Origin of the sequence: Aeromonas sp. FDAARGOS 1414 (assembly GCF_019047065.1) — a bacterium.
Lineage (GTDB): Bacteria > Pseudomonadota > Gammaproteobacteria > Enterobacterales > Aeromonadaceae > Aeromonas > Aeromonas veronii_A.
In genome coordinates this window covers 3,512,501-3,535,936 of sequence record NZ_CP077210.1, presented here as the reverse complement: position 1 = coordinate 3,535,936, position 23,436 = coordinate 3,512,501, and the positions used below count along the sequence as shown (strand labels likewise).

At 60.9% G+C, this 23,436-nt stretch carries 25 protein-coding genes (1 of these 25 running past the window's edge); 17 read left to right on the top strand and 8 right to left on the bottom strand.

Annotated features, from left to right (window positions below; translation table 11 throughout):
* Nucleotides 1-26 precede the first annotated feature (26 nt).
* Nucleotides 27-803: a glycosyltransferase family 2 protein gene (locus tag I6L44_RS15990; RefSeq protein WP_216952388.1), complete on the bottom strand. Its 777-nt coding sequence runs from the start codon at nucleotides 801-803 to the stop codon at nucleotides 27-29.
* A 49-nt stretch (nucleotides 804-852) separates the two neighbouring features.
* Here I6L44_RS15990 and I6L44_RS15985 point away from each other — a divergent pair, with 49 nt between their 5' ends.
* The 6 genes from I6L44_RS15985 (at nucleotide 853) to I6L44_RS15960 (ending at nucleotide 5,343) form a co-directional block, all read left to right on the top strand.
* A complete protein-coding gene (locus I6L44_RS15985) occupies nucleotides 853-1,245 on the top strand; it encodes a hypothetical protein (protein WP_216952387.1) in 393 nt (130 codons plus the stop codon).
* A gap of 38 nt (nucleotides 1,246-1,283) precedes the next feature.
* The gene (gene waaF / locus I6L44_RS15980; RefSeq protein ID WP_124243350.1) at nucleotides 1,284-2,318 is read left to right on the top strand and encodes a lipopolysaccharide heptosyltransferase II; all 1,035 of its coding nucleotides are present in this window, start codon (nucleotides 1,284-1,286) and stop codon (nucleotides 2,316-2,318) included.
* A 1-nt stretch (nucleotide 2,319) separates the two neighbouring features.
* Entirely contained in the window at nucleotides 2,320-3,585 is a 1,266-nt protein-coding gene (gene waaA / locus I6L44_RS15975; RefSeq protein WP_216952385.1) for a lipid IV(A) 3-deoxy-D-manno-octulosonic acid transferase, read from the top strand.
* A gap of 95 nt (nucleotides 3,586-3,680) precedes the next feature.
* Complete coding sequence (locus I6L44_RS15970) at nucleotides 3,681-4,661, top strand: MDR family oxidoreductase (RefSeq protein WP_216952383.1); 981 nt, start codon at nucleotides 3,681-3,683, stop codon at nucleotides 4,659-4,661.
* Nucleotides 4,662-4,735: 74 nt separating this feature from the next.
* Entirely contained in the window at nucleotides 4,736-4,873 is a 138-nt protein-coding gene (locus I6L44_RS15965; protein WP_216952376.1) for a hypothetical protein, read from the top strand.
* Nucleotides 4,874-5,010: 137 nt separating this feature from the next.
* Nucleotides 5,011-5,343 (top strand): DUF2799 domain-containing protein, encoded by a 333-nt coding sequence (locus I6L44_RS15960; RefSeq protein ID WP_216952374.1) that lies wholly within the window; start codon nucleotides 5,011-5,013, stop codon nucleotides 5,341-5,343.
* An 18-nt stretch (nucleotides 5,344-5,361) separates the two neighbouring features.
* Here I6L44_RS15960 and I6L44_RS15955 read toward each other — a convergent pair whose 3' ends face one another.
* Nucleotides 5,362-5,526, bottom strand: a complete 165-nt coding sequence (locus I6L44_RS15955; RefSeq protein WP_216952372.1) for a hypothetical protein — start codon at nucleotides 5,524-5,526, stop codon at nucleotides 5,362-5,364.
* A 112-nt stretch (nucleotides 5,527-5,638) separates the two neighbouring features.
* On the bottom strand, nucleotides 5,639-6,079 hold the full coding sequence (locus tag I6L44_RS15950) for a flagellar basal body-associated FliL family protein (protein WP_216952370.1): 441 nt from the start codon (nucleotides 6,077-6,079) through the stop codon (nucleotides 5,639-5,641).
* Between the two features lie 145 nt (nucleotides 6,080-6,224).
* On the opposite strand from I6L44_RS15950, the gene I6L44_RS15945 reads away from it, so the two are divergent.
* A complete protein-coding gene (locus I6L44_RS15945) occupies nucleotides 6,225-6,761 on the top strand; it encodes a chorismate lyase (RefSeq protein ID WP_005339534.1) in 537 nt (178 codons plus the stop codon).
* Nucleotides 6,758-7,627: a 4-hydroxybenzoate octaprenyltransferase gene (ubiA, locus tag I6L44_RS15940; protein WP_216952367.1), complete on the top strand. Its 870-nt coding sequence runs from the start codon at nucleotides 6,758-6,760 to the stop codon at nucleotides 7,625-7,627. Before I6L44_RS15945 ends, ubiA begins: the two co-directional genes overlap by 4 nt.
* 69 nt (nucleotides 7,628-7,696) lie before the next feature.
* On the opposite strand, the gene plsB is transcribed toward ubiA, so the two are convergent.
* Nucleotides 7,697-10,120: a glycerol-3-phosphate 1-O-acyltransferase PlsB gene (gene plsB, locus I6L44_RS15935; RefSeq protein ID WP_058057057.1), complete on the bottom strand. Its 2,424-nt coding sequence runs from the start codon at nucleotides 10,118-10,120 to the stop codon at nucleotides 7,697-7,699.
* 204 nt (nucleotides 10,121-10,324) lie between these two features.
* On the opposite strand from plsB, the gene lexA reads away from it, so the two are divergent.
* The 4 genes from lexA to I6L44_RS15915 all read left to right on the top strand — a co-directional run bounded on the left by lexA (nucleotide 10,325) and on the right by I6L44_RS15915 (nucleotide 13,849).
* Nucleotides 10,325-10,948, top strand: a complete 624-nt coding sequence (lexA, locus tag I6L44_RS15930) for a transcriptional repressor LexA (RefSeq protein ID WP_005339540.1) — start codon at nucleotides 10,325-10,327, stop codon at nucleotides 10,946-10,948.
* Between the two features lie 484 nt (nucleotides 10,949-11,432).
* Nucleotides 11,433-11,648, top strand: a complete 216-nt coding sequence (locus I6L44_RS15925; protein WP_019446524.1) for a hypothetical protein — start codon at nucleotides 11,433-11,435, stop codon at nucleotides 11,646-11,648.
* A 210-nt stretch (nucleotides 11,649-11,858) separates the two neighbouring features.
* Nucleotides 11,859-12,485 carry an SCO family protein gene (locus I6L44_RS15920; RefSeq protein ID WP_150997314.1) on the top strand — a complete coding sequence of 209 codons (627 nt, stop codon included), beginning with the start codon at nucleotides 11,859-11,861 and terminating at the stop codon, nucleotides 12,483-12,485.
* Between the two features lie 74 nt (nucleotides 12,486-12,559).
* Nucleotides 12,560-13,849 carry an MATE family efflux transporter gene (locus tag I6L44_RS15915; protein ID WP_254204299.1) on the top strand — a complete coding sequence of 430 codons (1,290 nt, stop codon included), beginning with the start codon at nucleotides 12,560-12,562 and terminating at the stop codon, nucleotides 13,847-13,849.
* Nucleotides 13,850-13,862: 13 nt separating this feature from the next.
* On the opposite strand, the gene trmL is transcribed toward I6L44_RS15915, so the two are convergent.
* The 3 genes from trmL to I6L44_RS15900 all read right to left on the bottom strand — a co-directional run bounded on the left by trmL (nucleotide 13,863) and on the right by I6L44_RS15900 (nucleotide 16,449).
* On the bottom strand, nucleotides 13,863-14,327 hold the full coding sequence (gene trmL / locus I6L44_RS15910; RefSeq protein WP_005339545.1) for a tRNA (uridine(34)/cytosine(34)/5-carboxymethylaminomethyluridine(34)-2'-O)-methyltransferase TrmL: 465 nt from the start codon (nucleotides 14,325-14,327) through the stop codon (nucleotides 13,863-13,865).
* 74 nt (nucleotides 14,328-14,401) lie between these two features.
* A complete protein-coding gene (locus I6L44_RS15905; RefSeq protein WP_216954469.1) occupies nucleotides 14,402-15,757 on the bottom strand; it encodes an ATP-binding protein in 1,356 nt (451 codons plus the stop codon).
* Nucleotides 15,754-16,449, bottom strand: a complete 696-nt coding sequence (locus I6L44_RS15900; protein WP_216952361.1) for a response regulator — start codon at nucleotides 16,447-16,449, stop codon at nucleotides 15,754-15,756. The genes I6L44_RS15905 and I6L44_RS15900 overlap by 4 nt, the downstream gene beginning before the upstream one ends.
* An 85-nt stretch (nucleotides 16,450-16,534) precedes the next feature.
* Here I6L44_RS15900 and I6L44_RS15895 point away from each other — a divergent pair, with 85 nt between their 5' ends.
* From I6L44_RS15895 to I6L44_RS15880, 4 genes are all read left to right on the top strand, one after another.
* A complete protein-coding gene (locus I6L44_RS15895) occupies nucleotides 16,535-17,446 on the top strand; it encodes a cation diffusion facilitator family transporter (RefSeq protein ID WP_216952360.1) in 912 nt (303 codons plus the stop codon).
* Nucleotides 17,447-17,454: 8 nt separating this feature from the next.
* The gene (cysE, locus tag I6L44_RS15890) at nucleotides 17,455-18,234 is read left to right on the top strand and encodes a serine O-acetyltransferase (RefSeq protein WP_005339552.1); all 780 of its coding nucleotides are present in this window, start codon (nucleotides 17,455-17,457) and stop codon (nucleotides 18,232-18,234) included.
* A gap of 20 nt (nucleotides 18,235-18,254) precedes the next feature.
* Nucleotides 18,255-19,535 carry a hypothetical protein gene (locus tag I6L44_RS15885; RefSeq protein WP_216952359.1) on the top strand — a complete coding sequence of 427 codons (1,281 nt, stop codon included), beginning with the start codon at nucleotides 18,255-18,257 and terminating at the stop codon, nucleotides 19,533-19,535.
* Between the two features lie 246 nt (nucleotides 19,536-19,781).
* On the top strand, nucleotides 19,782-19,991 hold the full coding sequence (locus I6L44_RS15880; RefSeq protein ID WP_005339554.1) for a cell division protein ZapB: 210 nt from the start codon (nucleotides 19,782-19,784) through the stop codon (nucleotides 19,989-19,991).
* Nucleotides 19,992-20,063: 72 nt separating this feature from the next.
* Here I6L44_RS15880 and elbB read toward each other — a convergent pair whose 3' ends face one another.
* Nucleotides 20,064-20,714 carry an isoprenoid biosynthesis glyoxalase ElbB gene (elbB, locus tag I6L44_RS15875; RefSeq protein ID WP_216952358.1) on the bottom strand — a complete coding sequence of 217 codons (651 nt, stop codon included), beginning with the start codon at nucleotides 20,712-20,714 and terminating at the stop codon, nucleotides 20,064-20,066.
* A 400-nt stretch (nucleotides 20,715-21,114) separates the two neighbouring features.
* Between elbB and polA the strand changes: the two genes are divergently transcribed.
* Nucleotides 21,115-23,436 carry the 5' portion of a DNA polymerase I gene (polA, locus tag I6L44_RS15870; RefSeq protein WP_216952357.1) on the top strand. The gene runs 444 nt beyond the window's last position, so only the first 2,322 of its 2,766 coding nucleotides appear in the window; it begins with the start codon at nucleotides 21,115-21,117; its stop codon lies off the right edge, out of view.

The following is a 23,436-nucleotide window of genomic DNA, read 5'->3' as shown; positions in this document are numbered from 1 at the left end:
CCGCAGGGCCCTGTTTCGTATGACGGTTATTCCGGCTGCTGCGGCTGCTGGCGCACCCAGAGGTCTGCGTATTTAACGAAGGTGGAGTGGGCGGAGAGGATCGCCAGCAGCAGCCCCTGCTTGCCATCGAGGAAGCCCGCTTTGAGCAGGTACATCTTGAGGAAGCAGCCGACCGCGTGGATCAGCCCCTGACTGAGAGAGCCCTTCTTGCCGCGAGCGGTGCGCTGATCGGCCCAGGCGCGGGCATAACCGGCCGATTTCACCAGATAGTGCTCCAGATCCCGATAGGTGAAGTGGAGCAGGTCGCCATGAATGTTGACGATCTTCATGTTGGCCCGTACTTCCACCTTTTCGTGCACCAGCGCCTCGTTGTAGCTGGTGAGTGCCTTGGGGTAGAGGCGCAGCACCCGATCCGGATACCAGCCGCTGTGGCGGATAAAGCGGCCAAACACCCAGGAGAGGCGCGGGATCGAGTAGATGGTATCGCTGGCCGGATTGGCCATCACGTTGGCGATGGCGGTTTTCAGCTCGGGGGTGAGCCGCTCGTCGGCATCCAGCCACAGCACCCAGTCGGACAGCACGTGGGACTGGGCCAGTCGGCGCTGTTTGCCAAAGCCCGGCCACTTGGCGTTGACGAAGAAGCGGGCGCCAAACTCGGCGGCAATAGCCGGGGTCTCGTCCTGACTGCCCGAGTCCAAAATGACGATCTCGTCCACCAGTCCGTCGAGGGAGGCGAGGCACTTGCGCAGGTTGTCGGCTTCATTCTTGACGATCAGAACGGCAGCCAGAGTCGGTTTTTTCACGAAATGGGGCTCACGGTTATTGCCCGGCTGGCGGGTCGAATGCGTATTGATGGGCCATTCTAACGGAAAAACGGGTCAAAGAGAGAGCCGCCATTGCCCGTTTCTGCCAGCTGTTTACCTGCCCGGCTGGCGTTGCGTCTCTTCAGAAGACCTGTGGAAAAATGAGACGGCAGAGGTACCTGGCAAGGATCTTCTGTTATTTATCCGACCATTGCATGTGGTGCGTAATCTCGCCAGGCTGGGGGAAGGTCGCCGCTGGAAAAATGAGGAAGTGAAGGTGCCTAGCAGGGATCTTCTGTTATTTATCCGACCATTGCATGTGGCGCGTAATCTCGCCCAGTTGGAAGAAGATCGTCACTGGGAAAATGAGACGGCAGAGGCGATTGCCAAGGATCTTCTGTTATTTATCCGACCATTCTTGGGGCATAATCTCGTCCAGTGATGATTAACCGCCGGGCCAGACCCGAGAGAAGACGCGTAATGAAAATATTGGTGATCGGCCCCTCCTGGGTCGGCGATATGGTGATGTCCCAGAGTCTCTACAAGGCGATCAAGGCCAACCATCCCGAGTGCGAGCTGCACGTGATGGCTCCCGCCTGGTGCTGCGCCCTGCTGGAGCGGATGCCGGAGGTGGACAAGGCGATCACCATGCCCCTCGGCCACGGTGACTTCAAGCTGGTGGCGCGCCGCCGCCTCGGCAAACAACTGGCGGCCGAGAAGTACGATCAGGCCATCGTTCAACCCAACTCCATGAAGTCGGCGCTGATCCCCTGGTTTGCCCGCATTCCGGTGCGTACCGGCTGGAAAGGGGAGCACCGCTTCGGCCTGCTCAACGATATGCGCAGCAACAAATCCGCCTTCCCGCTGATGGTGGAGGGCTATCTGGCGCTCGCTTATCCCAAGGCGCAGATGAAGAGCCGGGCCGATATTCCGACCATTCCGCACCCCTCTCTGCACGTCGATCTGGTCAACCAGAGCAAGGCGCTGGAGCGACTGGGGCTGGATCGCGCCCGCCCGGTGCTTGTGCTCTGCCCCGGTGCCGAGTTTGGCCCGGCCAAGCGCTGGCCGGAGGGGCACTACGCCGTGGTGGCCCAGCAGCATCTGGACGAAGGGTGGCAGGTGTGGATCTTCGGCTCCAACAAGGATGTACCGGTAGCCAATACCATCCGGGATCGGGTCAACCTGCTGACTCGCCCCAACTGCCACGTGCTGGCGGGCAAGACCAGCCTGCACGAGGCGATCGATCTGATGGCGCTGGCCAGCCGGGTCATCTCTAACGACTCCGGCCTGATGCACATCGCCGCCGCCCTCAACCGGCCGCTGGTGGGCGTCTATGGCTCCACTTCGCCGCTCTACACCCCGCCGCTGGCGGATCGGGTCGAGATCGTTCACACCGACATCGAGTGTCGCCCCTGCTTCAAGCGCACCTGCAAGTTCGGCCATCTCAAGTGCCTGATCGACTTAGCGCCGGAGCAGGTGGTCGATGCCTGCAAGAAGCTGGAGCAGAGTCAGTAAGATGCCCTACCGTCTGCTCTACAACCTGCTGATCCATCTGGGATTGCCGCTGGCGCTGCTGGCGCTCTACAAGCCGAAGAAAGGCAAGCCCGGCTTTGGCAAGCGCTGGGCCGAGCATCTCGGGCGGCTGCCCGCCACCGGACAGGAGGCGCCGCTCTGGATCCATGCGGTGAGCGTGGGGGAGACGCTGGCCATCACGCCGCTCATTCGTGCCCTCAAGGCGGAGCGGCCCGATCTGCCGATCCTGCTCACCACCACCACCCGCACCGGCGCCGATCAGGCTGCCAGGCTGGGGGATCTGGTGATCCATCGCTACGCGCCGCTTGACTACCCCTGGGCCATTGCGGCCTTTCTCGACACCTTCAAGCCGCGCGCGCTCTGGGTGATGGAGACCGAGCTGTGGCCGAACTGGCTGGCCGCCTGCGAGGCGCGCCACCTGCCGGTGACAATCATCAACGCCCGCCTCTCCGAGCGCTCCTGCCAGCGTTATGCCCGTTTCCACGGCGCCTTCGACGCCCTGAGCCGGCCACTGACCCATCTGCTCTGCCAGCATCAGGATGATGCCGACCGTTTTGCCCGCCTCGGCATCGATCGTTCGCGGCTGGCGGTGACTGGCTCCATCAAGTTCGATATCCAGTTTGGTGACGAGGTGCAGACCAAGGGGCGCGCCCTGCGCCAGCAGCTGGGCGCCGAGCGGCCGGTCTGGATCGCCGCCAGTACCCATCTGGGTGAGGACGAGCAGGTGCTGGCCGCCTTCGATCTGCTGCTCAAACGCCAGCCCGACGCGCTGCTCATTCTGGTGCCGCGCCACCCCGAGCGGTTCGACCGGGTGGCTGAGCAGTGTGACCCTTACGGCTGCGTGCGGCGCACTGATGGTGCTGCGGTGAGTGCGGAGGATAAGGTCTATCTCGGCGATACCATGGGCGAGCTGCCGCTGATGCTGGCGGCGGCCGATGTGGCCTTCGTTGGCGGCAGTCTGGTGAAGATTGGCGGTCACAACCTGCTGGAGCCGGCAGCCCTCGGCAAGCCCTGTCTGACCGGCCCCGCCTACTTCAACTTCAGCGACATCACCCGCCAGCTGGTGGCTCAGGGGGGCGCCGCCATCGTGGCCGATGCCGCCGAGCTGGGCGAGCGGGTGACCCAGCTGTTTGCCGACGGCAACGCCCGTCGCGAGATGGGCGAGCAGGCCCGCGCCGTGGTGTTGCGCAATCAGGGTGCGCTGGCGCGCACTCTCTCGCACTGCCTCACTGCGCTGGAGAACGACTGAACCCATAACGAGCATCGCACTGGCTCTGGATTTTCAACTGCAAAAGTGCCAAAGCAGCTAACCGTTCCGTTTCAATCCCCATCAAAGAGGCAACCATGTTCAAGGCTCTGTTACTGGAAAACCAAGACGGCAAGACTGTTCCAACCCTGACCCGACTGACCGAGAGCCAGTTGCCGGAAGGTGAAGTGCGGGTAGCGGTCGTTTACAGCTCCATCAACTACAAGGACGGGCTGGCCATTACCGGCAAGGGCAAGATTGTGCGTCAGTGGCCGCTGGTGCCCGGTATCGACTTCGCCGGTACCGTGCTCGAGTCTGCCGACAGCCGCTATAAGCCCGGCGACAAGGTGGTGCTGACCGGTTGGGGCGTGGGCGAAGGGCATTGGGGCGGTATGGCCGAACAGGCGCGGGTCAAGGGGGACTGGCTGGTGCCATTGCCCGCCGGGCTGGATGAACGGCAGGCCATGTGCATCGGTACCGCCGGTCTCACCGCCATGCTCTGCGTGCTGGCGCTGGAAGAGGCGGGCATTACTCCCGAAAGCGGCGAGGTGCTGGTCACCGGTGCGGCAGGCGGTGTGGGGGCCACCTCGGTCGCCCTGCTGGCGGCCCTTGGCTATCAGGTGGCGGCGCTGACCGGTCGTCCCGAAGAGCAGGGCGCCATGCTGACCGCACTGGGTGCCAGCCGCATCGTGCCGCGCAGCGAGCTGCAGGTGCCTGCCAAACCGCTGGAGAAGCAGCTTTGGGCCGCTGCCATCGATACCGTCGGCAGTCAGGTGCTGGCCAAGCTGCTGGCCCAGATGAACTATGGCGGCGCTGTGGCAGCTTGTGGGCTGGCGGGCGGTTTCGATCTGCCGACCAGTGTGATGCCCTTTATCCTGCGTAATGTGCGGTTGCAGGGGGTCGATTCGGTGATGTGCCCGTTTGAACGTCGCCAACTGGCGTGGCAGCGACTGGCACGGGATCTGCCTGCCAGCTTCTTTGAACAGGCGGTCACCGAGATTGGGCTGGAGCAGGTAGTGGAGGCCGCCGAGGCCATCACGCAAGGCCAGATCGCCGGCCGCACCTTGGTCAAACTTTGAACTCTCTCTGACTGGCGAGCCCGACAATTCTGGATAAAATTGGAGTGCGGGTGAACTATCCAAGGAGAGTGAAGATGGGTGGACACAAGCCGGATTACGACTCCTCTGATGATGATTGGGAGCCGGATTCTTGGGAAGAAGAGCTGGATCAGTGGGAAGAAGAAGGCTGGCAGGACGATGATCCCTTCGATGACCCCTTCAACAACCCGTGATCCATAGCATTGAATGAACAGGCGGGCATTGTGCCCGCCTGATTTTTTTGGTGCGCTCACAGGGTGGATGCAAGTTGCTTGTGGTCATCCCCTGGCTGGTCAAGAATGAACAGCTCAAACGACACTCAAGGATGACTATGCGACTTTCCATCATATTGCTGGCGGCCCTGCTGGGGGGCTGTGTCTCCAACGATGACCCTTGCGAGAAGGTGTGGAGCGAAGTGGGGGAGGCTGACGGCAAGCTGGGCTTCACCACCGAACGGGTTGAGTTCCATCAGGGCCAGTGTGGCAAGAAGGTGGATACCGAACTGTGGAAGCAGGGACATCAGAAGGGATTGGCATGGTATTGCCGCCCCGAGCATCTCTATCTGGCTGGCCGCTCAGGCGAGGAGTATCGCGGTGTCTGCCCGAACGATACCCAGGCGCGCAGATTGTTCGAGCAGGGACGACAGGGTTGGACCGATCAATAGTGCACTGACCGTGAGGGGTTACTCCTCTTTCAAGCGGAGTGGCAGGCAGAGGTAACCCTTGTCATTGGCGCTGCGGGCGCACTTGCCGCAGACGAATTTCGGCTTGCGAACAATTTTGCGCAACGCTTTGAGATCCGTGGGGATCTCGTGGCGACGCCACTCACACAGGGTCTTGCTGCCCATAACGACTACCTCTAAGACTCGACGGCCGTATTGTAATCGATTTTCATTTCGAGTGAATCGGTAAAGCTCGCTTATTGGCCGTTATGCCAATAAGCGATTGTTTCGGGAGGGATTACTGGTAGAGGAACTTGGTGAAGATAAGCTCGCGCACCGCTTTCTTGCCAGTCTCTTTGACCAGCAGTTCGTTGACCTTGGTTTCGCACTCCTTGCGCAACTCTTCACGGCTGACCAGGGATTTGATCTGCTCGGCGCTCTTGCTGCCCATCAAACGAATGATGGTATCTCGGATGAGCGGGTCATGCTGCTCCAGCAGCTTGAGGTCGGCTTCGTTTTCCGCCATTAGCTCCACCGTGACTCGGACATAACCGAGGGTTTTGCCGTTGCTCAGGTAGTTGGTGATGATGTCGGGGTCGAGCGCGTGGTAGGAAAAGCCCGGCTTGGCGGCTGCGGCTGCTTCTTCTCCCTCTGCGGGCGGCTCTTCTTCGGATGAGGCTTGTACATGCAGCGCACCACAGCTCAGTAACAACACCAGCAGAATTTTGAAGATCTTCATATAGATGGCTCATCAGCAAGAGATAACCCATTTTTGATGTTGCCATCGGGGCCGTCAAGCACGGATGTTCTTACATTTCGCTATTGATTTACGGATAATAAACCGGATTTTAACCTGAACACGGAAATCTCTGGATGGTGAAGCTGTGAAGTCCGAGTTGACTGTTCCTCTCACGCCGTTAAGCGGGTGGCTGGCCCCCGAATGTTGTGAATTGCCCGCCAGCTTGCGCCCCTGGCTGCTGGAGCCCGGCTCCATGACCCGGCGGCTGCGTCAGCACAATCGCCACTTTTCGGTGGAGTGGCTGGGCAATCACCCGGTCGCCCTTACTGCCGATGAGCAGTGGCTGGTGGATTCGGCCTCTCCGGCCGGTACCTGCCGCGAGGTGATCCTGCACGGGGATCGTGGGCCCGCCGTGCTGGGCTGGACCCTGTTTGCCGATGACGCATTGCAAGGGAGCGGCATTGCCGAGCTTGGCGAGCAGCCGCTGGGTGAGCGGGTATTTGGCCATGAGCCTGCCCGCCGCGATCATCTGCAGTTGGCCCGTTTCGATATTGCCGCCAATCCCCGTTGCCCGGCCGCCACTGTCTGGGGGCGTCGTTCCCGTCTGTTTCTGGGGCAGTGGCCACTGCTGGTGCACGAGCTGTTTCTGCCCTCTCTCGTCTGTGACAAGGAGCTGGAGTGAATCTGTTAACCAAGGAGCGGGGACTTGCCTATATGCAGTTGGCCCGCGTCGACAAACCCATAGGCACTCTGCTGCTGCTGTGGCCAACCCTGTGGGCGCTCTGGCTGGCCGCTGGTGGCCTGCCCAATCTCTGGGTGCTGGCCGTGTTTGTGGTCGGCGTCTTTCTGATGCGCTCGGCAGGGTGCGTGATCAACGACTATGCGGATCGCAACTTCGATGGCCACGTCAAACGCACCGCAGGTCGCCCCTTGCCCACGGGCAGAGTCAAGCCGTGGGAAGTGCTGGCGCTCTTCTTCGTGCTGGCGCTCATTTCGTTTGGTCTGGTGCTGACCATGAATCCGCTCACCATCGGTCTGTCGTTTGTCGCCCTGCTGCTGGCGGTGAGCTACCCCTTCATGAAGCGCTTTATCTCGAATCCCCAGCTGGTGCTCGGGATGGCCTTCTCCTGGTCGATCCCGATGGCCTATGCGGCGCAGGCGGATGCCCTGCCGCTGGTGGCCTGGCTGCTCTTCTTTGCCAACCTGCTCTGGACCGTGGCTTACGACACCCAGTACGCCATGGTGGATCGGGATGACGACCTCAAGATCGGCCTCAAATCCAGCGCCATCCTGTTTGGTCGTTACGACAAGCGGATCATCGGCGCACTGCAACTCTCGACGCTGCTGCTGTTGCTGGCGGTCGGGCAACTGATGACGCTGGGGGGCTGGTATTACTGGGGATTGCTGGGAGCGGCGGTGCTGTTTGTCTATCAGCAGCGGCTTATTCGTGAGCGGCAGCGGGAAGCCTGCTTCCAGGCGTTTCTCAACAACAACTATGTGGGGGCGCTGGTGTTTGCCGGTCTGGTGCTCGATTACCTGCTGGCGTGACATGTTCCCGCGCAGACTCCGATAAAAATGAAGGCCGCATGATGCGGCCTTCTTTGTTTGCGTTGCAGATCAGAGCTGATTGCCTGCCTGAATGGTGCGGCGGATCTTGTTGCTCAGCAGCGGCACTATGTTGTCGGCCAGCGCCTGGAAGCGGCCGAGATCCGGCTTGCACTCGGGAGAGAGGTAACCCTCCTTGCGCAGCGTGTGGATCAGGGTGCTGAACAGCTTCTGGTCGAAGAACTCGGGGGCGTTGATGCCGTGCAGGGTGCCGAGGCGCTCTGCCATCATCAGGCCGTCCGCCTCCAGCTGCTCCGCCTCGATATGAGGCTGTGCCAGCACCCGGGTCAGCACGATGGCGTAGCGTTGCAGGGTCTCCTGAATGCTCTCCGCCAGCAGCAACAGGCGCATCTGGTTGGCCGGATTGACCCAGTAGCCGTCATCGCGGGTCTCGATCAGTTGCTGGGTCTGCAGGGCGTCTAGCAGGCTGTCAACCAGCGCCGGCAGATCCTCCTCTTCATAACGCAGGAACAGCTCGGTCTTGAGCAGCGGATAGATGTCGATGCAGCGGGCCATGATCTCGCTGCGGGAGATCCCCTCGCACCGTTCGATCAATGCCGCCACCAGAGAGGGCATGGCAAACAGGTGGAGGATGTTGTTGCGGTAGTAGGTCAGCAGGATCGCCTGATAGCGGTCGAGACTGATGATCTGCCCCAGCTTGTCCTCGCTCACCTCGAACTTGTTGAGCTCCATCGCCTGATCCAGCAGGGTCTTGGCATCCTCATCCGGAATGGTGCTCTGCGGGCTGTAGGGCACCGCCTTGAGCAGATCCAGATAGGTGTTGAGCTGGGCCTGCAATTCGTCGCGGGTCAGGGCGTGGCGCTCGGCGGCCAGCAGCGCCAGCGCGCTCAGGGTCAGGCCGTTGACCGCGGCCGCACCGTTGATGCGGGTCATCAGCAGTTCGGCCAGATTGTTGACGGTGCCCGCCATCCACTCCGGACGCTCCTCTTCCCCGATGTGCTTTTTCCAGTCGGGGATATGTTCGCTCAGGTAGCTGTTGAGGGTCAGCGGCTCGCCGAAGTTGACGAAACCACGGCCGTAGTTGCGCAGCTTGCGCAGGATGCCGAGCACCTGCAGGAAGCTCTCTTTCTCCTTGCGGCTCCCTTTGAGCTCGTTGTGGTAGGTGTTCACCTCCATCACGTGCTCGTAGCCCAGATAGACCGGCACCAGAGTCACCGGCCTGTCCAGCCCGCGCATCATTGCCTGCAGGGTCATTGCCAGCATGCCGGTCTTGGGCGGTAGCAGACGGCCGGTACGGGAGCGACCACCTTCGGTGAAGAACTCTACCGAGTAACCCTTGGCAAACAGCAGGTTGAGGTATTCCCGGAATACCGTGCTGTAGAGCGGGTTGCCCTTGAAGGTGCGGCGAATGAAGAAGGCGCCGCCGTGGCGGAAGATGGGGCCCGCCGGCCAGAAGTTGAGGTTGATGCCTGCCGCGATATGGGGTGGCACCATCCCCTGGTGGTAGATGACGTAGGAGAGCAGCAGGTAGTCCATGTGGCTGCGGTGGCAGGGAACGTAGACGATCTCGTGCCCTTCCTGCGCCAGCTGGCGTACCTTCTCGGCGCCATTGACCGACAAACCGCGGTAGAGCTTGTTCCACAGCCAGCCGAGGAAGCTCTCACCCAGGCGGATCAGCCGGTAAGAGAAGTTGGAGGCGATTTCGTCCATGTAGCCATGGGCACGCTTTTGCGCCTTCTCGAGGCTGATCCCCTCGCGCTGGGCCTCCTCTTCAATCGCCTGCTGGATCACCGCGGAGTCGAGCAACTGCTTGAACAGCAGGTTGCGGTTCGGCAGTTTCGGGCCGGTGGCAGCCAGCTGCTGGCGGCTGAAGTGGGTACGGGCCACTCGTGCCAGCTTGTGGGCGATGGCCTCGTCGGTGCCGTGTTTGTCGGCCATGTAGCGCAGGGAGAGGGGCGGCGAGAAGCGCACCAGATTCTCGCGACCCTTGAGGATCACGATAAGCGCCTTCTTCAGCCGGTTCGGCGCCAGGCTGCTGATGATGTTGAGGCCGGAGGCTTCTTCCCCTTCCCGACCCGGAGCGCGGCCCCAGAACAGGGTGACGGGCACCACCTGGATATCCAGCTCGGGATCCTGCTTGTGCAGATCCAGCAGCTGGTGGAACTCCTGCAGGAAGGGGAGCGGTTTGCTGCGTTTGCCAAACAGGGGAGGCGGACGGTCCAGACAGACATAGCGCGGCAGCAGCTGGCCGTTCAGTTCCAGCGGCGTGAAGGGGCCGGGCAGACCGAGATCCTCGCAGCACTGCTGCAGGGTCATCAGGTCGGTGATCGAACTGGTTTTCAGGGCATAGACGATGGGTCTGGCCGGATCCAGATTGAGTTCTGTGATGGGATTTTCCGGCAGGCTCTTGTGATTGACCAAGCCGCTGACCGGCCATTGCAAGATGGCTCTGGAAATCTTCTGTCCTAGGGACATGTGCGTCTGCTCTCCAAAAAAATGCGGCGTGAGCATAGCAAATCGACAGCCCCTTGTCGCCGAGAGGTACGATGAGTCGGCTGCGCAGGATCAAAACAGCAGTAAATGAGGGGTCTGTTGCGACAAATGTCAGCTGCGCCTTGCCTTGGCCACTGCACTGTATATACTGCCAGTGTGCTGTATAAAAAGACAGGTGCCAATTCTATGAAACCCCTTACCCCCCGCCAGGCCGAAGTGCTGGAGCTGATCAAGGTGAACATGAGCGAGACCGGTATGCCGCCGACTCGTGCCGAGATTGCCCAGAAGCTTGGTTTCAAGTCGGCCAATGCGGCCGAAGAACATCTGAAGGCCCTGGCCAAAAAAGGGGTCATCGAGATCATGCCGGGCACGTCCCGCGGCATTCGCCTGTTGCTCGAAGAGGAAGAGGTGCTGGAAGAGAGCGGTCTGCCGCTCATCGGCAAGGTTGCCGCCGGTGAACCTATCCTGGCTCAGGAGCATATCGAGAGCCACTATCAGGTGGATCCCGCCCTGTTCCACCCGCGCGCAGATTTTCTGCTGCGGGTGCAGGGGATGAGCATGAAGAACATCGGTATTCTGGATGGCGATCTGCTGGCGGTGCACAAGACCCAGGAGGTGCGCAACGGTCAGGTGGTGGTCGCCCGTCTCGATGAGGATGTCACCGTCAAGCGCTTCCAGCGCAAGGGCAGTCAGGTATGGCTGCTGCCGGAAAATGAAGAGCTCTCCCCCATCGAGGTGGATCTTTCCTGCCAGCAGCTCACCATCGAAGGACTGGCTGTCGGGGTGATCCGCAACGCCGACTGGATGTAATTATCCCCGCCAACTGCGTTTGTCACACGGCCTCCTTCGGGAGGCCGTGCTGTTTCTGGCGCACTTTCCCTGTCATATCAAACAGATCATCGGCTGCGGCATTTTTGTCCTGTGCGACCGGCTACCAATCATCCATTTCAGATATATGCTCAGATCAGTGCCCTGTCGCTGAGACAGGGCTTGGCACCTCCCTCTGACCATCACAATGTGTCGGTACGGGAGGGCCGGTAACAACGAGAATCGGGCAGTGCACCTTCACGGGATATGAAGGGGGAGTGGGGAGATCCCGAGCCTTGTCGGGCAAAGGGGACCACTCGTAATGGTTGCAGATAGTCGTGACGGGCCTGTTCCCAGTTCAGGCCGACGAAGCAACATGACCTGTCGGTCAAGGAGGACTGGTATGGCATCAAGATCGCCATGGGATTCAGAGGCTGGGGTTGCGCCAGCGGAATCGTCAATCACCCGTTTTGTCAAAGGTAGCCGGATGACCTGGTTTTACGGTCTCTGGCTGCACCATCGTGGTTCGCACTGGACGCTCTGGCTGGGATGCCCGAAAGAGAAGGTGGTGCGTCTGGTGCTGCTGTTCAAACGGGGTCACGGTGATCGCCAGGGGGAAGAGGGCTGGCTGGCCCCCGTGATTCCCATCGGCGTGCGGGCCATCGGCAAGATGTTGCAGCAGGGGCGTAACGCTCGCCCCTGAGCAGAAGAGACCAACAAATCCATCCATAACCGGCCCCCGAGGGGGCCGGTTTTTTTATGGCCGCAACTGGCGATTAATTATGCCAAATGGTCGACTCCTGACAGGGCGTTGCACAAGGTTGAACCACCTTGGCGGCTCGCTGGGGTACAATGCCCCCCTCTTGTCCGGTCACTGCTGGCCATCTGCCTCGAACTGAAAGGGTCTCTTGTTATGATGAAGCTCCGCTATCCCCTGCTCTTTCTGCTGCTGACTGCCTGTCTGATCCTGGTGTTCTACGCCACGCAGCCAGAGCAGCCGGAACAGGCCGACTACTATCCAGCGGGGCGGGACATCAATGATTTCGCCTTTACCGATGCGGACAACCAGCCGTTCACTCCTGCCAACCTGAAGGGGCACTGGACCTTCCTGTTTGTCGGTTACACCTTCTGCCCCGATATCTGCCCCACCACGCTGGCAGATATGCGCTCCGTCTATGACCAGCTGAAGAAGATGGCGCCCGACAGTCAGGTGGTGTTTATCTCGGCGGATCCCCAGCGTGACGATATTCCACGCCTCAAGACCTATACCGCCTTCTTCAATCCCGAGTTCAAGGCGGCCACTGCCCCCCACGACAAGCTGTTCCCGTTCGTGCGCAATCTGGGGCTCATCTACTCCATCGCCAATCAGGGGGAGAAGGATTACCTGATCGATCATTCCGCCTCCATCGTGCTCATCAATCCCAAGGGCAAGCTGCAGGCGGTATTCCGTCCGCAGGTGGCGCCGGGTCAGGTGCCCAGAGTGCAGATGGCCACCATGCTCTCTGACTTCTCCCGCATCCTGAAGCTGACAGGCCACTGAGCGTGACCCCAGCTGTTGCCCCCTGGTGGCGAGATCCCTCTCGCCACCGCGCTGTGTTTGCGCTCGCCCTGCCCATGGTTTTCTCCAATATCACCACCCCCTTGCTGGGGCTGGTGGACACCTGGGTGAGCGGTCATCTCGGTCAGGCCTGGTTTCTGGGGGGCGTTTCGGTCGGTGCGACCCTGATCAACCTCATCTTCTGGCTGCTCGGCTTTTTGCGGATGTCGACCACCGGCCTGACGGCGCAGGCGCACGGCGCAGCTGATGGTCGTGCCCAGCTCGATACCCTGCTGCGGGCGCTGGGGCTGGCCATTGCTCTCGGTCTGGCGCTGCTGTTGTTGCTCTTCCCCCTGTTGCCACGACTGATCGCCCTGAGTGGCGGCTCGCCCGAGGTGCAGCTTTATGCGGGCCAATATGTGGCGGTGCGGATCTGGAGCGCCCCGGCGGCGCTCTGCAATCTGGTGGTCATGGGCTGGCTGTTGGGGATGCAGGATGCCCGCAGCCCCATGGTGATGCTGATCCTCACCAATCTGGTCAACATGGCGCTCGATGCCCTGTTTGTGCTGGGGCTCGGCTGGCAGGTGCGGGGAGTGGCGGCGGCCTCGGTCATGGCGGACTACTGCGCGCTGGCGGCCGGGATCTGGCTGGTACGCCGTCAGCTGCGGCAACTGGCGCCGACGGTGTGGCAGGATGGTTGGCAGCGCTGGCGGCAGCTTGCGCCCATGGTGCGGTTGCTCGGCCTCAACCGCGATATCTTCCTGCGCTCCCTCTGTTTGCAGCTCTGTTTCGCCTTCATGACTCTGCAAGGGGCACGACTGGGGGATGTGGCGGTGGCCGCCAATGCGGTGCTGCTCAACTTCCTGATGCTCATCTCCTACGGGCTCGATGGTTTTGCCTATGCGGTGGAGGCCATGGTAGGGCGAGCCATCGGTCAGCGGGATCGGCAGAAACTGCGGGAGGCCATCGTGCTCAATCTGGGCTGGGCCGCCCTCATTGCCAGTGGTTTTACCCTGGTGTTTGCCCTCTTTGGTGCCCACCTTATCGGCTATATCACCGATATTCCGGCCGTGGTGGCGGAGGCAAATCGTCAGCTTCCCTGGCTGATCGCCATGCCGTTGCTGGCGGTCTGGTGTTTCCTGCTGGATGGCGTATTCATCGGGGCGACCCGGGCACGGGAGATGCGCAATAGCATGTTGCTTGCCGCGTTTGGCGGCTTCTTCCCGATCTGGTGGCTTTGTCAGTCGTGGGGCGTGGCCGCGTTATGGGCGGCGATGGCAGCGCTGATGGTGGGGCGAGGTCTGTCGCTGGGGGTTACTTGCTGGCGGCTGGAGCGCAGCGGGCATCTGCTCGACGCCCGCCACTGAGCATCGGTGGCGCTTACATGGCGCCGTCGTAGCCGAGCTGGCGCCAGCTCTCGTAGACAAAGACAGACACCGCGTTGGAGAGGTTCATGCTGCGGCTCTGGGGCACCATAGGGATGCGCAGCCGCTGCTCGAATGGCAGGCTCTCGATGATCTCGATGGGCAGGCCGCGACTCTCCGGGCCAAACAGCAGGGCGTCGCCAAGGGCATATTGAGCTGCCGAGTGCGCGGTGCGGCCCTTGGTGGTGCAGGCAAACACCCGCTTGGGCGCCACGGCGGCCAGAAAAGCCTCATAGCTCGGCCAGCGCTTCACCTCGGCAAATTCGTGATAGTCGAGTCCCGCCCGCTTCACCCGCTTGTCATCCCACTCAAATCCCAGCGGCTCGATCAGATGGAGCCGGTAACCGGTATTGGCGCAAAGCCGGATGATATTGCCGGTGTTGGGCGGAATTTCCGGCTGGTAGAGGACGATATCGAGCATGACGAGCTCCTGCAAAGAGATGTAAAGCCAAGAAGGGGCGCCAGCATACCCAGCGCCCGTCCGGATGAAAAGGATCAGGCGATGGGCAAGCGGATGGTGATGGTCAGCCCGGTCGGGTGATTGTTGCTGGCTGCAATGGTGCCGCCGTGGCGCTGGATCGCCTCCGAGGCGATGGCCAGCCCCAGCCCGGTGCCGCCAGTCTTGGCGTTGCGGGCATCATCGACCCGGAAGAAGGGCTGGAACAGCAGCGCCTGTTGCTCGTCAGGCACGCCGGGGCCGTCATCTCGAATGGTCATCACCCACTCCTGCCCCTCCCGATACCAGTCCACCTTGATGAACTCGCGGGCATATTTGAGGGCGTTGCGCAGGGGGTTCTCCACCGCCCGGGCCAGCAGCTCGGGCCACATCTGGATCGACTCTGCGGGCAGTGGCGGCAGTCTGAGCTGTTTGCCGCTCTGGTTTGCCTCGAACATGGCATCTTCGAGGATGGGCTCCAGCAGGTCGGCCAGCGGGTGTACCACCGGTGCCTCCACATGCTGCTGCACCCGCGACAGATCCAGCAGATCGCCGATCAGCTTGTCCAGCCGCCCAATCTCCGATTCGATCCGCGCCAGCTCGGCGCTGTCACCCTGCTTGCGGCGGATCAGCGCCTGCGCCAGTTGCATCCGGGTGAGGGGGCTGCGCAGCTCGTGGGAGATATCGGAAAGCAGCTGTTTCTGCTTCTGGATCATGCTCTTGAGCGTCTCCACCATGCGGCTGACGTTGTCCGCCAGCTGGCCAATCTCGTCGCCCCGTCCCAGGTTGGGGATCTGTACCTCCAGATTGCCAGCCGCCAGTTGGGAGACCGATTTCTGCAACTGCAGGATGGGGCGGGTCAGCCGCCAGGCGAGCAGCAGGCAGAGCGGGGTGCTGACCAGCATCGAGATGCCCAGAATGCGGATCGGGTGATCCAGCACCTGAATAAACAGGAACAGGTAGGGATTCTCGGCATTGAGGCCGAAATAGACGTGATAGCGATGGCCGCGGTGCTCCATCAGGAAGGGACCAGCGATCGCCTTGCGATCCTCGTTGCCCAGCATGGGTTTGGCCGGGTCATCGGCGTCCACCATAAAGCGCACCACAAACTTGCGCGGATGGGTGGTGGACTGGATCTGCCCCCTCTCGTCGCGCAGGTAGACATTGTCCACCGGGAGCATGGCGATCTTGTCCATCGTTTTGGCCAGATCGAAATCCTGATTCGGATCGGCAGCGTTGAGCAGGGCCTGCACATTTTTCTGCATTCGCACCGCCTCATGGGTCGGCAGCGGGATCTGGTTGCGAGGATCCAGAGTGGGCAGGCTGATCACGGCGGCCAGCATCACCAGCAGCATGAACCAGAACCAGAGGAAGATGTGGGTCGATATGCCGTTGAGGGAGCTGGTACTCTTTATTCTTGCTCTAGCCACAGGTAACCGCGCCCCCGTACGGTTTTGAAGCGGGGCTGGCCATCACTGCGGTCCGGCAGCTTCTTGCGCAGGTTGCTCAGGTGCATGTCGATGGCCCGATCGAAGGGCTCCAGCTTCTTGCCAAGCACCTGTTCGGAGAGGTGGCTCTTGCTGACAATCTGGCCGGGATTGCGCAGCAGGCACTCCAGCAGCCCGAATTCGGTGGCGGTCAGCTCCAGCAGTTGTACGCCGCAGCGGGCCTGCTGCAGGCCGGGTTGCAGCACGATATCCATGAAGTGCACTTCGTCGGAGGAGCTGCCACGCTGGGGCGGGGCACTCTGGGTACGGCGCAGGATGGCGCGAACCCGGGCCAGCAGCTCCCGATCGTCGAACGGCTTGGCCAGATAGTCGTCGGCACCCGCTTCCAGACCGTTAACCCGATCCTGGCTGTCGCCACGAGCGGTCAACATCAGCACCGGGGTTTCATGGGTCTTGCGCAGCTTGGTCAGCATGGCAAAGCCGTTGAGTTTGGGCATCATCACGTCCAGCAGCACCAGATCGAAGCCCTGCTCCGCCAGCCGTTGCAGCCCCTCTTCACCATCCTCGGCGACCGTGACCTGAAATCCTTCCAGGGTCAGAATTTCGGTGAGCAGCTGGGTCAATTCAAGATCGTCGTCGACCAGGAGTATTCTGTTCATCGGGTGTTATTCCGCAGATTTTCGCGCCAAACTGACGCCGGGGTCAGGGTATAATAAGTTTTTCATCGCCAGAGGAAAGCCGGTTTTGAGCCATCAACAATATTCCCGTTGGGTTACCTTTGCCAGCATGGCGGCCGTCACGACTGCCACCCTGCTCATCATCGGCAAACTGATCGCCTGGCTGATGACAGACTCGTCGACCCTGCTGGCGTCGCTCACCGACTCTTTTATGGATGTGAGTGCCTCCATCATCAACCTGCTGGCCATTCGCTATGCGCTGGCCCCCGCCGATGATGAACACCGCTTCGGTCACGGCAAGGCGGAGTCTCTGGCGGGGCTGATCCAGTCGGCCTTTATCTCCGGTTCCGCATTGCTGCTGGTGATGCACGGCATCTCCTCCCTGCTCAAACAGGCACCTATTGAACGGTTAGAGGCGGGTCTCTGGGTTAGTGGCGGTTCCATTGTGCTGACCCTTCTGCTGGTCAGTTTCCAGAGTTTCGTTATTCGCAAGACCAACAGCGTGGCCATCAAGGCGGACATGTTGCACTACCGCTCCGATCTGCTGCTCAACGCCGGTGTCTTGCTGGCGCTGGTGCTGGCGGGGCAGGGGTGGTACTGGGCTGACGGCCTGTTTGCCATCCTGATCGGGTTGTTCCTGTTGTGGGGGGCGGGACATATCGGCTACGAGTCGGTGCAGGCCCTGCTCGATCGTCAGTTGCCAGCGGAAGAACAAGCGAGAATAATGGCGCTCTGCTGTGCCGTAGAAGGTGTACACGGCGTACATGACCTGCGCACCCGTCAATCCGGGCCGACCCGATTCGTACAGTTGCATCTGGAACTGGATGATCAGATCCCCCTGGTCAAGGCCCATCAGATCGCCGATGAAGCCGAGCTGGCGGTACGCCAGGCATTCGAGCGGATGGATGTCATCATCCACATGGACCCCATCTCGGTGCTGACAAAAGAACAACAGAGCCCTCACCCAGAACAACAGTAGGCTGCAACATGGATGAACTGGTTGCCAAAACCTGGCACAAAATTCAGCAAGAAGCGGAGTGCATGGCGGCCCAGGAGCCGATGCTGGCCAGCTTCTTCCACTCCACCATTCTAAATCACAAGAATCTGCGTTCGGCCCTCAGCTTCCAGCTGGCCAACAAACTCGACAGCGCCACCATGCCCGCCATCGCTCTGCGCGAGGTGATCGAGCTGGCCCTGCGCAGCGAGCCCGAGTTGCTGACGGTAGTGGCGGCCGACATCTGCGCCGTGCAGGAGCGCGATCCTGCGGTCGATCTCTTCTCCACCCCGCTGCTTTACCTCAAGGGGTTCCATGCCCTGCAGGGCTATCGGGTCGCCAACTGGCTGTGGCGTCAGGGGCGCCGCTCGCTGGCCCTTTATCTGCAAAACCAGATCTCGGTGGTGTTCGGGGTGGATGTGCACCCGGCTGCCCGCATCGGCAAGGGGATCATGTTTGACCATGCCACCGGCATAGTGGTGGGCGAGACGGCGGTGATTGAAGATGATGTCTCCATCCTGCAGAGCGTGACCCTCGGTGGTACCGGCAAGGAGAGCGGCGATCGCCACCCCAAGATCCGCGAAGGGGTGATGATAGGGGCGGGCGCCAAGGTGCTCGGCAATATCGAAGTGGGCGTGGGTGCCAAAATTGGCGCGGGCAGCGTGGTGATCAACCCGGTGCCACCTCATACCACGGTTGCTGGCGTACCCGCCAAGATCGTCGGCCGTCCGGAGTGCGACAAGCCTTCACTGGATATGGATCAGTGTCTCTGATCTCCTGACCGGAGGCGTCGATGGCCAAACGCTGGTCGGGTTATCTGATTTTGGGGATGTGGCTGCTCAACCTGCTTCATCTCTATCTGGGTCTCTCCCCCTGGCCCGCGGCCATTGCAGCCTGGGGGGCGTCACTGCTCACCTGGCCCTGGCTGGTAGGGGCCGCCAGGCGGCAGGCGCTGGCCCTGTATAGTGCCGCCCTGCTGCTGTTGATCTTCTCCTGGTGGCAGGGCGCGACCCTCATTGCCGGTGACTGGCTGCTGCCCAATATCAATATGCTCACCATGTTTGCCGCGGTGAGCACCCTCAACCTTGCCACTTCCGGCTTGCTGACCGGCACCACCTCCTGGACCGGGCGCAAGGGGCTGTGGAGCACCATGGCCAGCCTCAATCTGCTGGGGGCGGTCATCAACCTCTCGGTGCTCTTTATCATCGGCGATCGGCTGGAGCGCAATGGCACCCTGGAGCGGCGTCAGGTGATGGTACTGAGCCGGATCTTCTGTGCCGCCGCCTTCTGGTCACCCTTCTTTGTCGCCATGGCGGTAGCACTGACCTATGCGCCGGGTTTGCAACTCTCCCATATTCTGCCGTTCGGGATCCTCGCCGCCTTGCTGGCGATGGGGCTGACCGCCTGGCAGGTGGAGCGGATCGGAGTGGCCGATTTTGCCGGTTATCCGCTGCGGCTGCAGACCCTGGGGTTGCCGGTCACGCTGGCGCTGCTGGTGCTCCTCATCAAGCAGATCTGGCCCCAGCTTGGCATTCTGGCAGTGATCGCGCTGGTGGCCCCACTGCTGGCGCTGCTCTTTATGCCGAGGGTTGGGCGCAAGGCGGCCCTCAAGCGGCAGGTGGTGGAACGCTTTCCCGCCATCGGCGGTCAGCTGGTGTTGTTTCTGGGGGCCGGTTTGCTGGCGGCAGGCATCAACAGTGCGCTGTCGGTCATCGATTTCGGCTCCGGTCACGGTCTGCCGCTGTTCAACCACTTTGGCTGGCTTGAGGCATCCCTCACTCTGCTGCTGATCCTGCTGGTGGCCATCGTCGGGGTACATCCGCTCATCAGTATCTCCGGGCTGGCGCCGCTGCTCTGGCCGCTGGCGCCGGATCCCAGCCTGCTCGGCATGTGTTTCCTGCTGGGATGGGGGCTTGCCACCGGCACCAGTCCGCTCTCCGGATCCAATCTGGCGCTGGCCTCCCGCTACAACCTCAGTGCCGGGCTGATCCTGCGCTGGAACCTGCTCTACGGCCTGCTGATGTATGTCGTCGCCTGTCTGTTGCTGGGGGCTTATATCGCCTTGCATGGATAGCGACCGTGCCATCAGGATGGCATCAATGATGCGTTGGTAGCGGCGCTTTTTAGGTACGGTTTAGAGTGTTGTCGCGGCTCTGGCGCAGGATGCGAGAAAAATAGACGCATATTTAGACAATACATCTATGGAAGGCGCATTTTACAGCGCACTGGCTTGTTTGTGCCGATGCGCTCGGGGTATGCTGGCTTCACGCGCTTGAATCGCCCTCTGTGGGGCATCGCAATTGAACAAACAGGTATGCATATGTCACTAGAAGTCCTTGAGCAACTCGAATCCAAAGTACAATCCGCTGTCGACAACATCTCCCTGCTGAAGATGGAGCTGGACGAGCTGAAAGAGCAGAACAGCAAGCTGCAAGACGAGAACCATCAGCTGCGCAACGAGCACACTGCATGGCAGGAGCGTCTGCGTGCCCTGCTGGGCAAAATGGATCAGATGGGCGAAACCATCTAATTCATCGCCTTCAGGCAGAATTGAAAACGGGCCGCTCCATGAGCGGCCCGTCTGTTTTTGGCTGGGTGAGGATTATAGCGCCAGCAGCTGCTTGACTGTCTTCTCGATGCCGTCCGCCGCCTCGACAATATTGTTGGCCAGCATGTAGGCGGGGGTGGAGATCACCTTGCGCTCCTGATCCACTACGAACTCGTTGACCGGGCAGTTGAGATGGCTGCCACCCATCGCCTCGATGGCGTTGGCGGTACTCTCGTCATGGCCTATGGTCGCCAGCGTCCCGGCGCCATATATCAGCGGGATCATGGCGGGCGCGATGCAGATATACGCGGCCGGCTTGTTGGCTTTGGCAAAGCTCTGGCACGCTTTCAGCACATCGGGCTGGATCTGGCACTCGGCCCCCCGGATGGCGAAGTCGCACAGGTTCTTGGCTGCGCCAAAGCCGCCGGGCACCAGCAGCGCGTCGTAATCGGCCGCATCCAGCTCGGCCACATCCTTTATCTGGCCACGGCAGATGCGGGCCGCTTCGACCAGCACATTGCGGTTCTCTCCCTCGCTCACTTCACCGGTCAGGTGGTTGATGACATGGAGCTGCGCCACGTTCGGGGCGAAGCACTGGACGGCGGCTCCCTGACGGGCCAACGCCAGCAGGCTGATTACGGCCTCGTGGATTTCGGCCCCGTCAAAGACACCGCAGCCACTCAAAATCACGGCCACTTTTTTCATGGCAAACTCCTCGTTGTTGAAAATGTGAGCCAGGATGGATTGTTGTACTTTTGTATGGTTATCGCTCGCCCTCCGCTGGTCAAGTCATCTTGCTGTGCTAGGATTGTTTCGTTTTGGATCCTGCCGTACCTACTCCCTTAAATCTTTTTCCACATTGATCGAGATCATTCCAACTGTCTTGCGATCTGTTTTTACGATCTCAATTCATTGTTTTTAATGGCTTTTTATATTCTTATGCACAGTTTTATCACTGTGCACTCTGATGCGCCCCATTTTTGAACACAGAGTTATCCACAGATTGAGTCCCTTTATCAGGCGCTGTGTGCTGTTGCTGCGCCCCTTGGTGTGAGGGGGGCCCTGTGGCATCCTAGCGGCTGTTTATCTCTGGCAGGACGATTTCATGGCCCCTAGCAACCCCCTTATTCTGGTCGACGGCTCCTCGTATCTTTACCGCGCCTTCTTCGCCTCCCAGCAGGCTGATCTGCGCACATCGACCGGTTTGCCGAGCGGCGCCGTCCGTGTCATGGCCAACATGATGCGCAGCCTGCGCAAGCAATATCCTGACTGTCATGTGGCCGTGGTGTTTGATGCCAAGGGCAAGACCTTCCGCGACGACATCTATCCCGAGTACAAGGCGACCCGCGCCAGCATGCCGGACGATCTGCGCAGCCAGGTTGCCCCTATCCACCAGATGATCAAGGCGATGGGTTTCCCCTTCCTGATGGTGGAGGGGGTGGAGGCCGACGACGTGATCGGCACCCTGGCCCGCCAGGCGACCGAGAAGCAGCTGCCGGTGCTGATCAGCACCGGTGACAAGGATATGGCACAGCTGGTCTCCGACCATGTCACCCTGATCGACACCATGAAAGATGTGAAGACCGATCGGGAAGGGGTGATCGAGAAGTTTGGCGTACCGCCCGAGCTCATCATCGACTATCTGGCCCTGATGGGGGACAAGGTGGACAACATCCCCGGCATGACCGGTGTCGGCGAGAAGACCGCACTGGCCCTGCTGCAGGGGATCGGCAGCATCGACGAGATCGCCGCCAACCTCGACAAGGTGGCTGCGCTCGGTTTCCGCGGCTCCAAGGCGTTCGCCGACAAGTTCCGCGAGCAGGAAGAGCAGGTGCGCCTCTCCTATCGACTGGCGACCATCAAGACCGATGTCGAGCTGGAACAGAGTCTGGAAGAGCTGTTGCTCAAGCCGGTCGACAAGGAGTCCCTGCTGGCGGTCTATCGCGAATACGAGCTGCGCAACCTGATCAAGGAGCTGGAATCCGGTGGTGAAGAGGGCAGCGAGAGCGCCGGACAAGACGAGGCTGGCGATGAGAGCGCCGCTCCGGTTGCCGCCATCGAAACCGACTACCGCTGCATTCTGGACGAAGCCGAGTTTGACGGCTGGCTGGAACAGCTGAAAGCGGCACCGTTGTTTGCCTTCGATACCGAAACCACCAGTCTCGACTATATGGAGGCGCGGATCGTCGGCGTCTCCTTCGCGGTTGAGCCGGGCAAGGCTGCTTATGTGCCGTTTGGCCATGACTATCTGGGGGCACCGTTACAGCTGAGCGAGGCTGTGGTATTGGGCAAGCTCAAACCGCTGCTGGAAGATCCGACCCGTCTCAAGGTGGGGCAGAATCTCAAGTACGATCGCAACGTGCTGCTCAACCATGACATCGACCTGCAGGGCATCGCCTACGACACCATGCTCGAGTCCTACGTGCTCAACTCAACCGCCAGCCGTCACGACATGGATTCGCTGGCCAAGCGTTACCTCGGGGTCGAGACCACCTCCTTTGAAGATATCGCGGGCAAAGGAGTGAAACAGCTCACCTTCAACCAGATCGAGCTGGAGCAGGCTGCCCCCTATGCGGCGGAAGATGCCGATATCACTTTGCGCCTGCACCAGACCCTGTGGAGTCAGCTGGAGGCCGTACCGGGCCTTGCTAGGGTATTCAGCGAGATCGAGCTGCCGCTGCTGCCGGTATTGGCGCGGATGGAGTTGCTCGGCACCACCATCGATCCCAAGTTGCTGCACCAGCAGAGCCAGGAGATCGAAGTGCGTCTGGCGGAGCTGGAGAAGCAGGCCCATGAGCTGGCTGGACAGGAGTTCAACCTCTCCTCACCCAAGCAGCTTGGGGAGATCCTCTTCACCAAGCTGGGCCTGCCGATCATCAAAAAGACTCCGAAGGGGGCACCGTCCACCGCAGAAGAGGTGCTGGCCGAGCTGGCGGAGACCTATGAGCTGCCGCAACTGCTGATGGAACATCGCGGTCTGGCCAAGCTCAAGTCCACTTACACCGACAAGTTGCCGCTGATGATCAAGCCCCGGACCGGGCGGGTGCACACCTCCTATCATCAGGCGGTAGCGGCTACGGGCCGTTTGTCATCATCTGATCCCAACCTGCAGAACATCCCGGTGCGCAACGAGCAGGGGCGCCGGATCCGTCAGGCCTTTATTCCGAGCGCCGGTTACAAGTTGGTGGCGGCGGACTATTCCCAGATCGAGCTGCGCATCATGGCGCATCTCTCCGGTGACAAGGGGCTGCTGACCGCCTTTGCCGAGGGTAAGGACATCCACAAGGCGACTGCCGCCGAGGTATTCGGCGTGGCGCTCGATGCGGTCACCACCGACATGCGCCGCAGCGCCAAGGCGATCAACTTTGGCCTCATCTACGGCATGAGTGCCTTCGGTCTGGCCAAGCAGTTGGGTATCGGCCGTGCC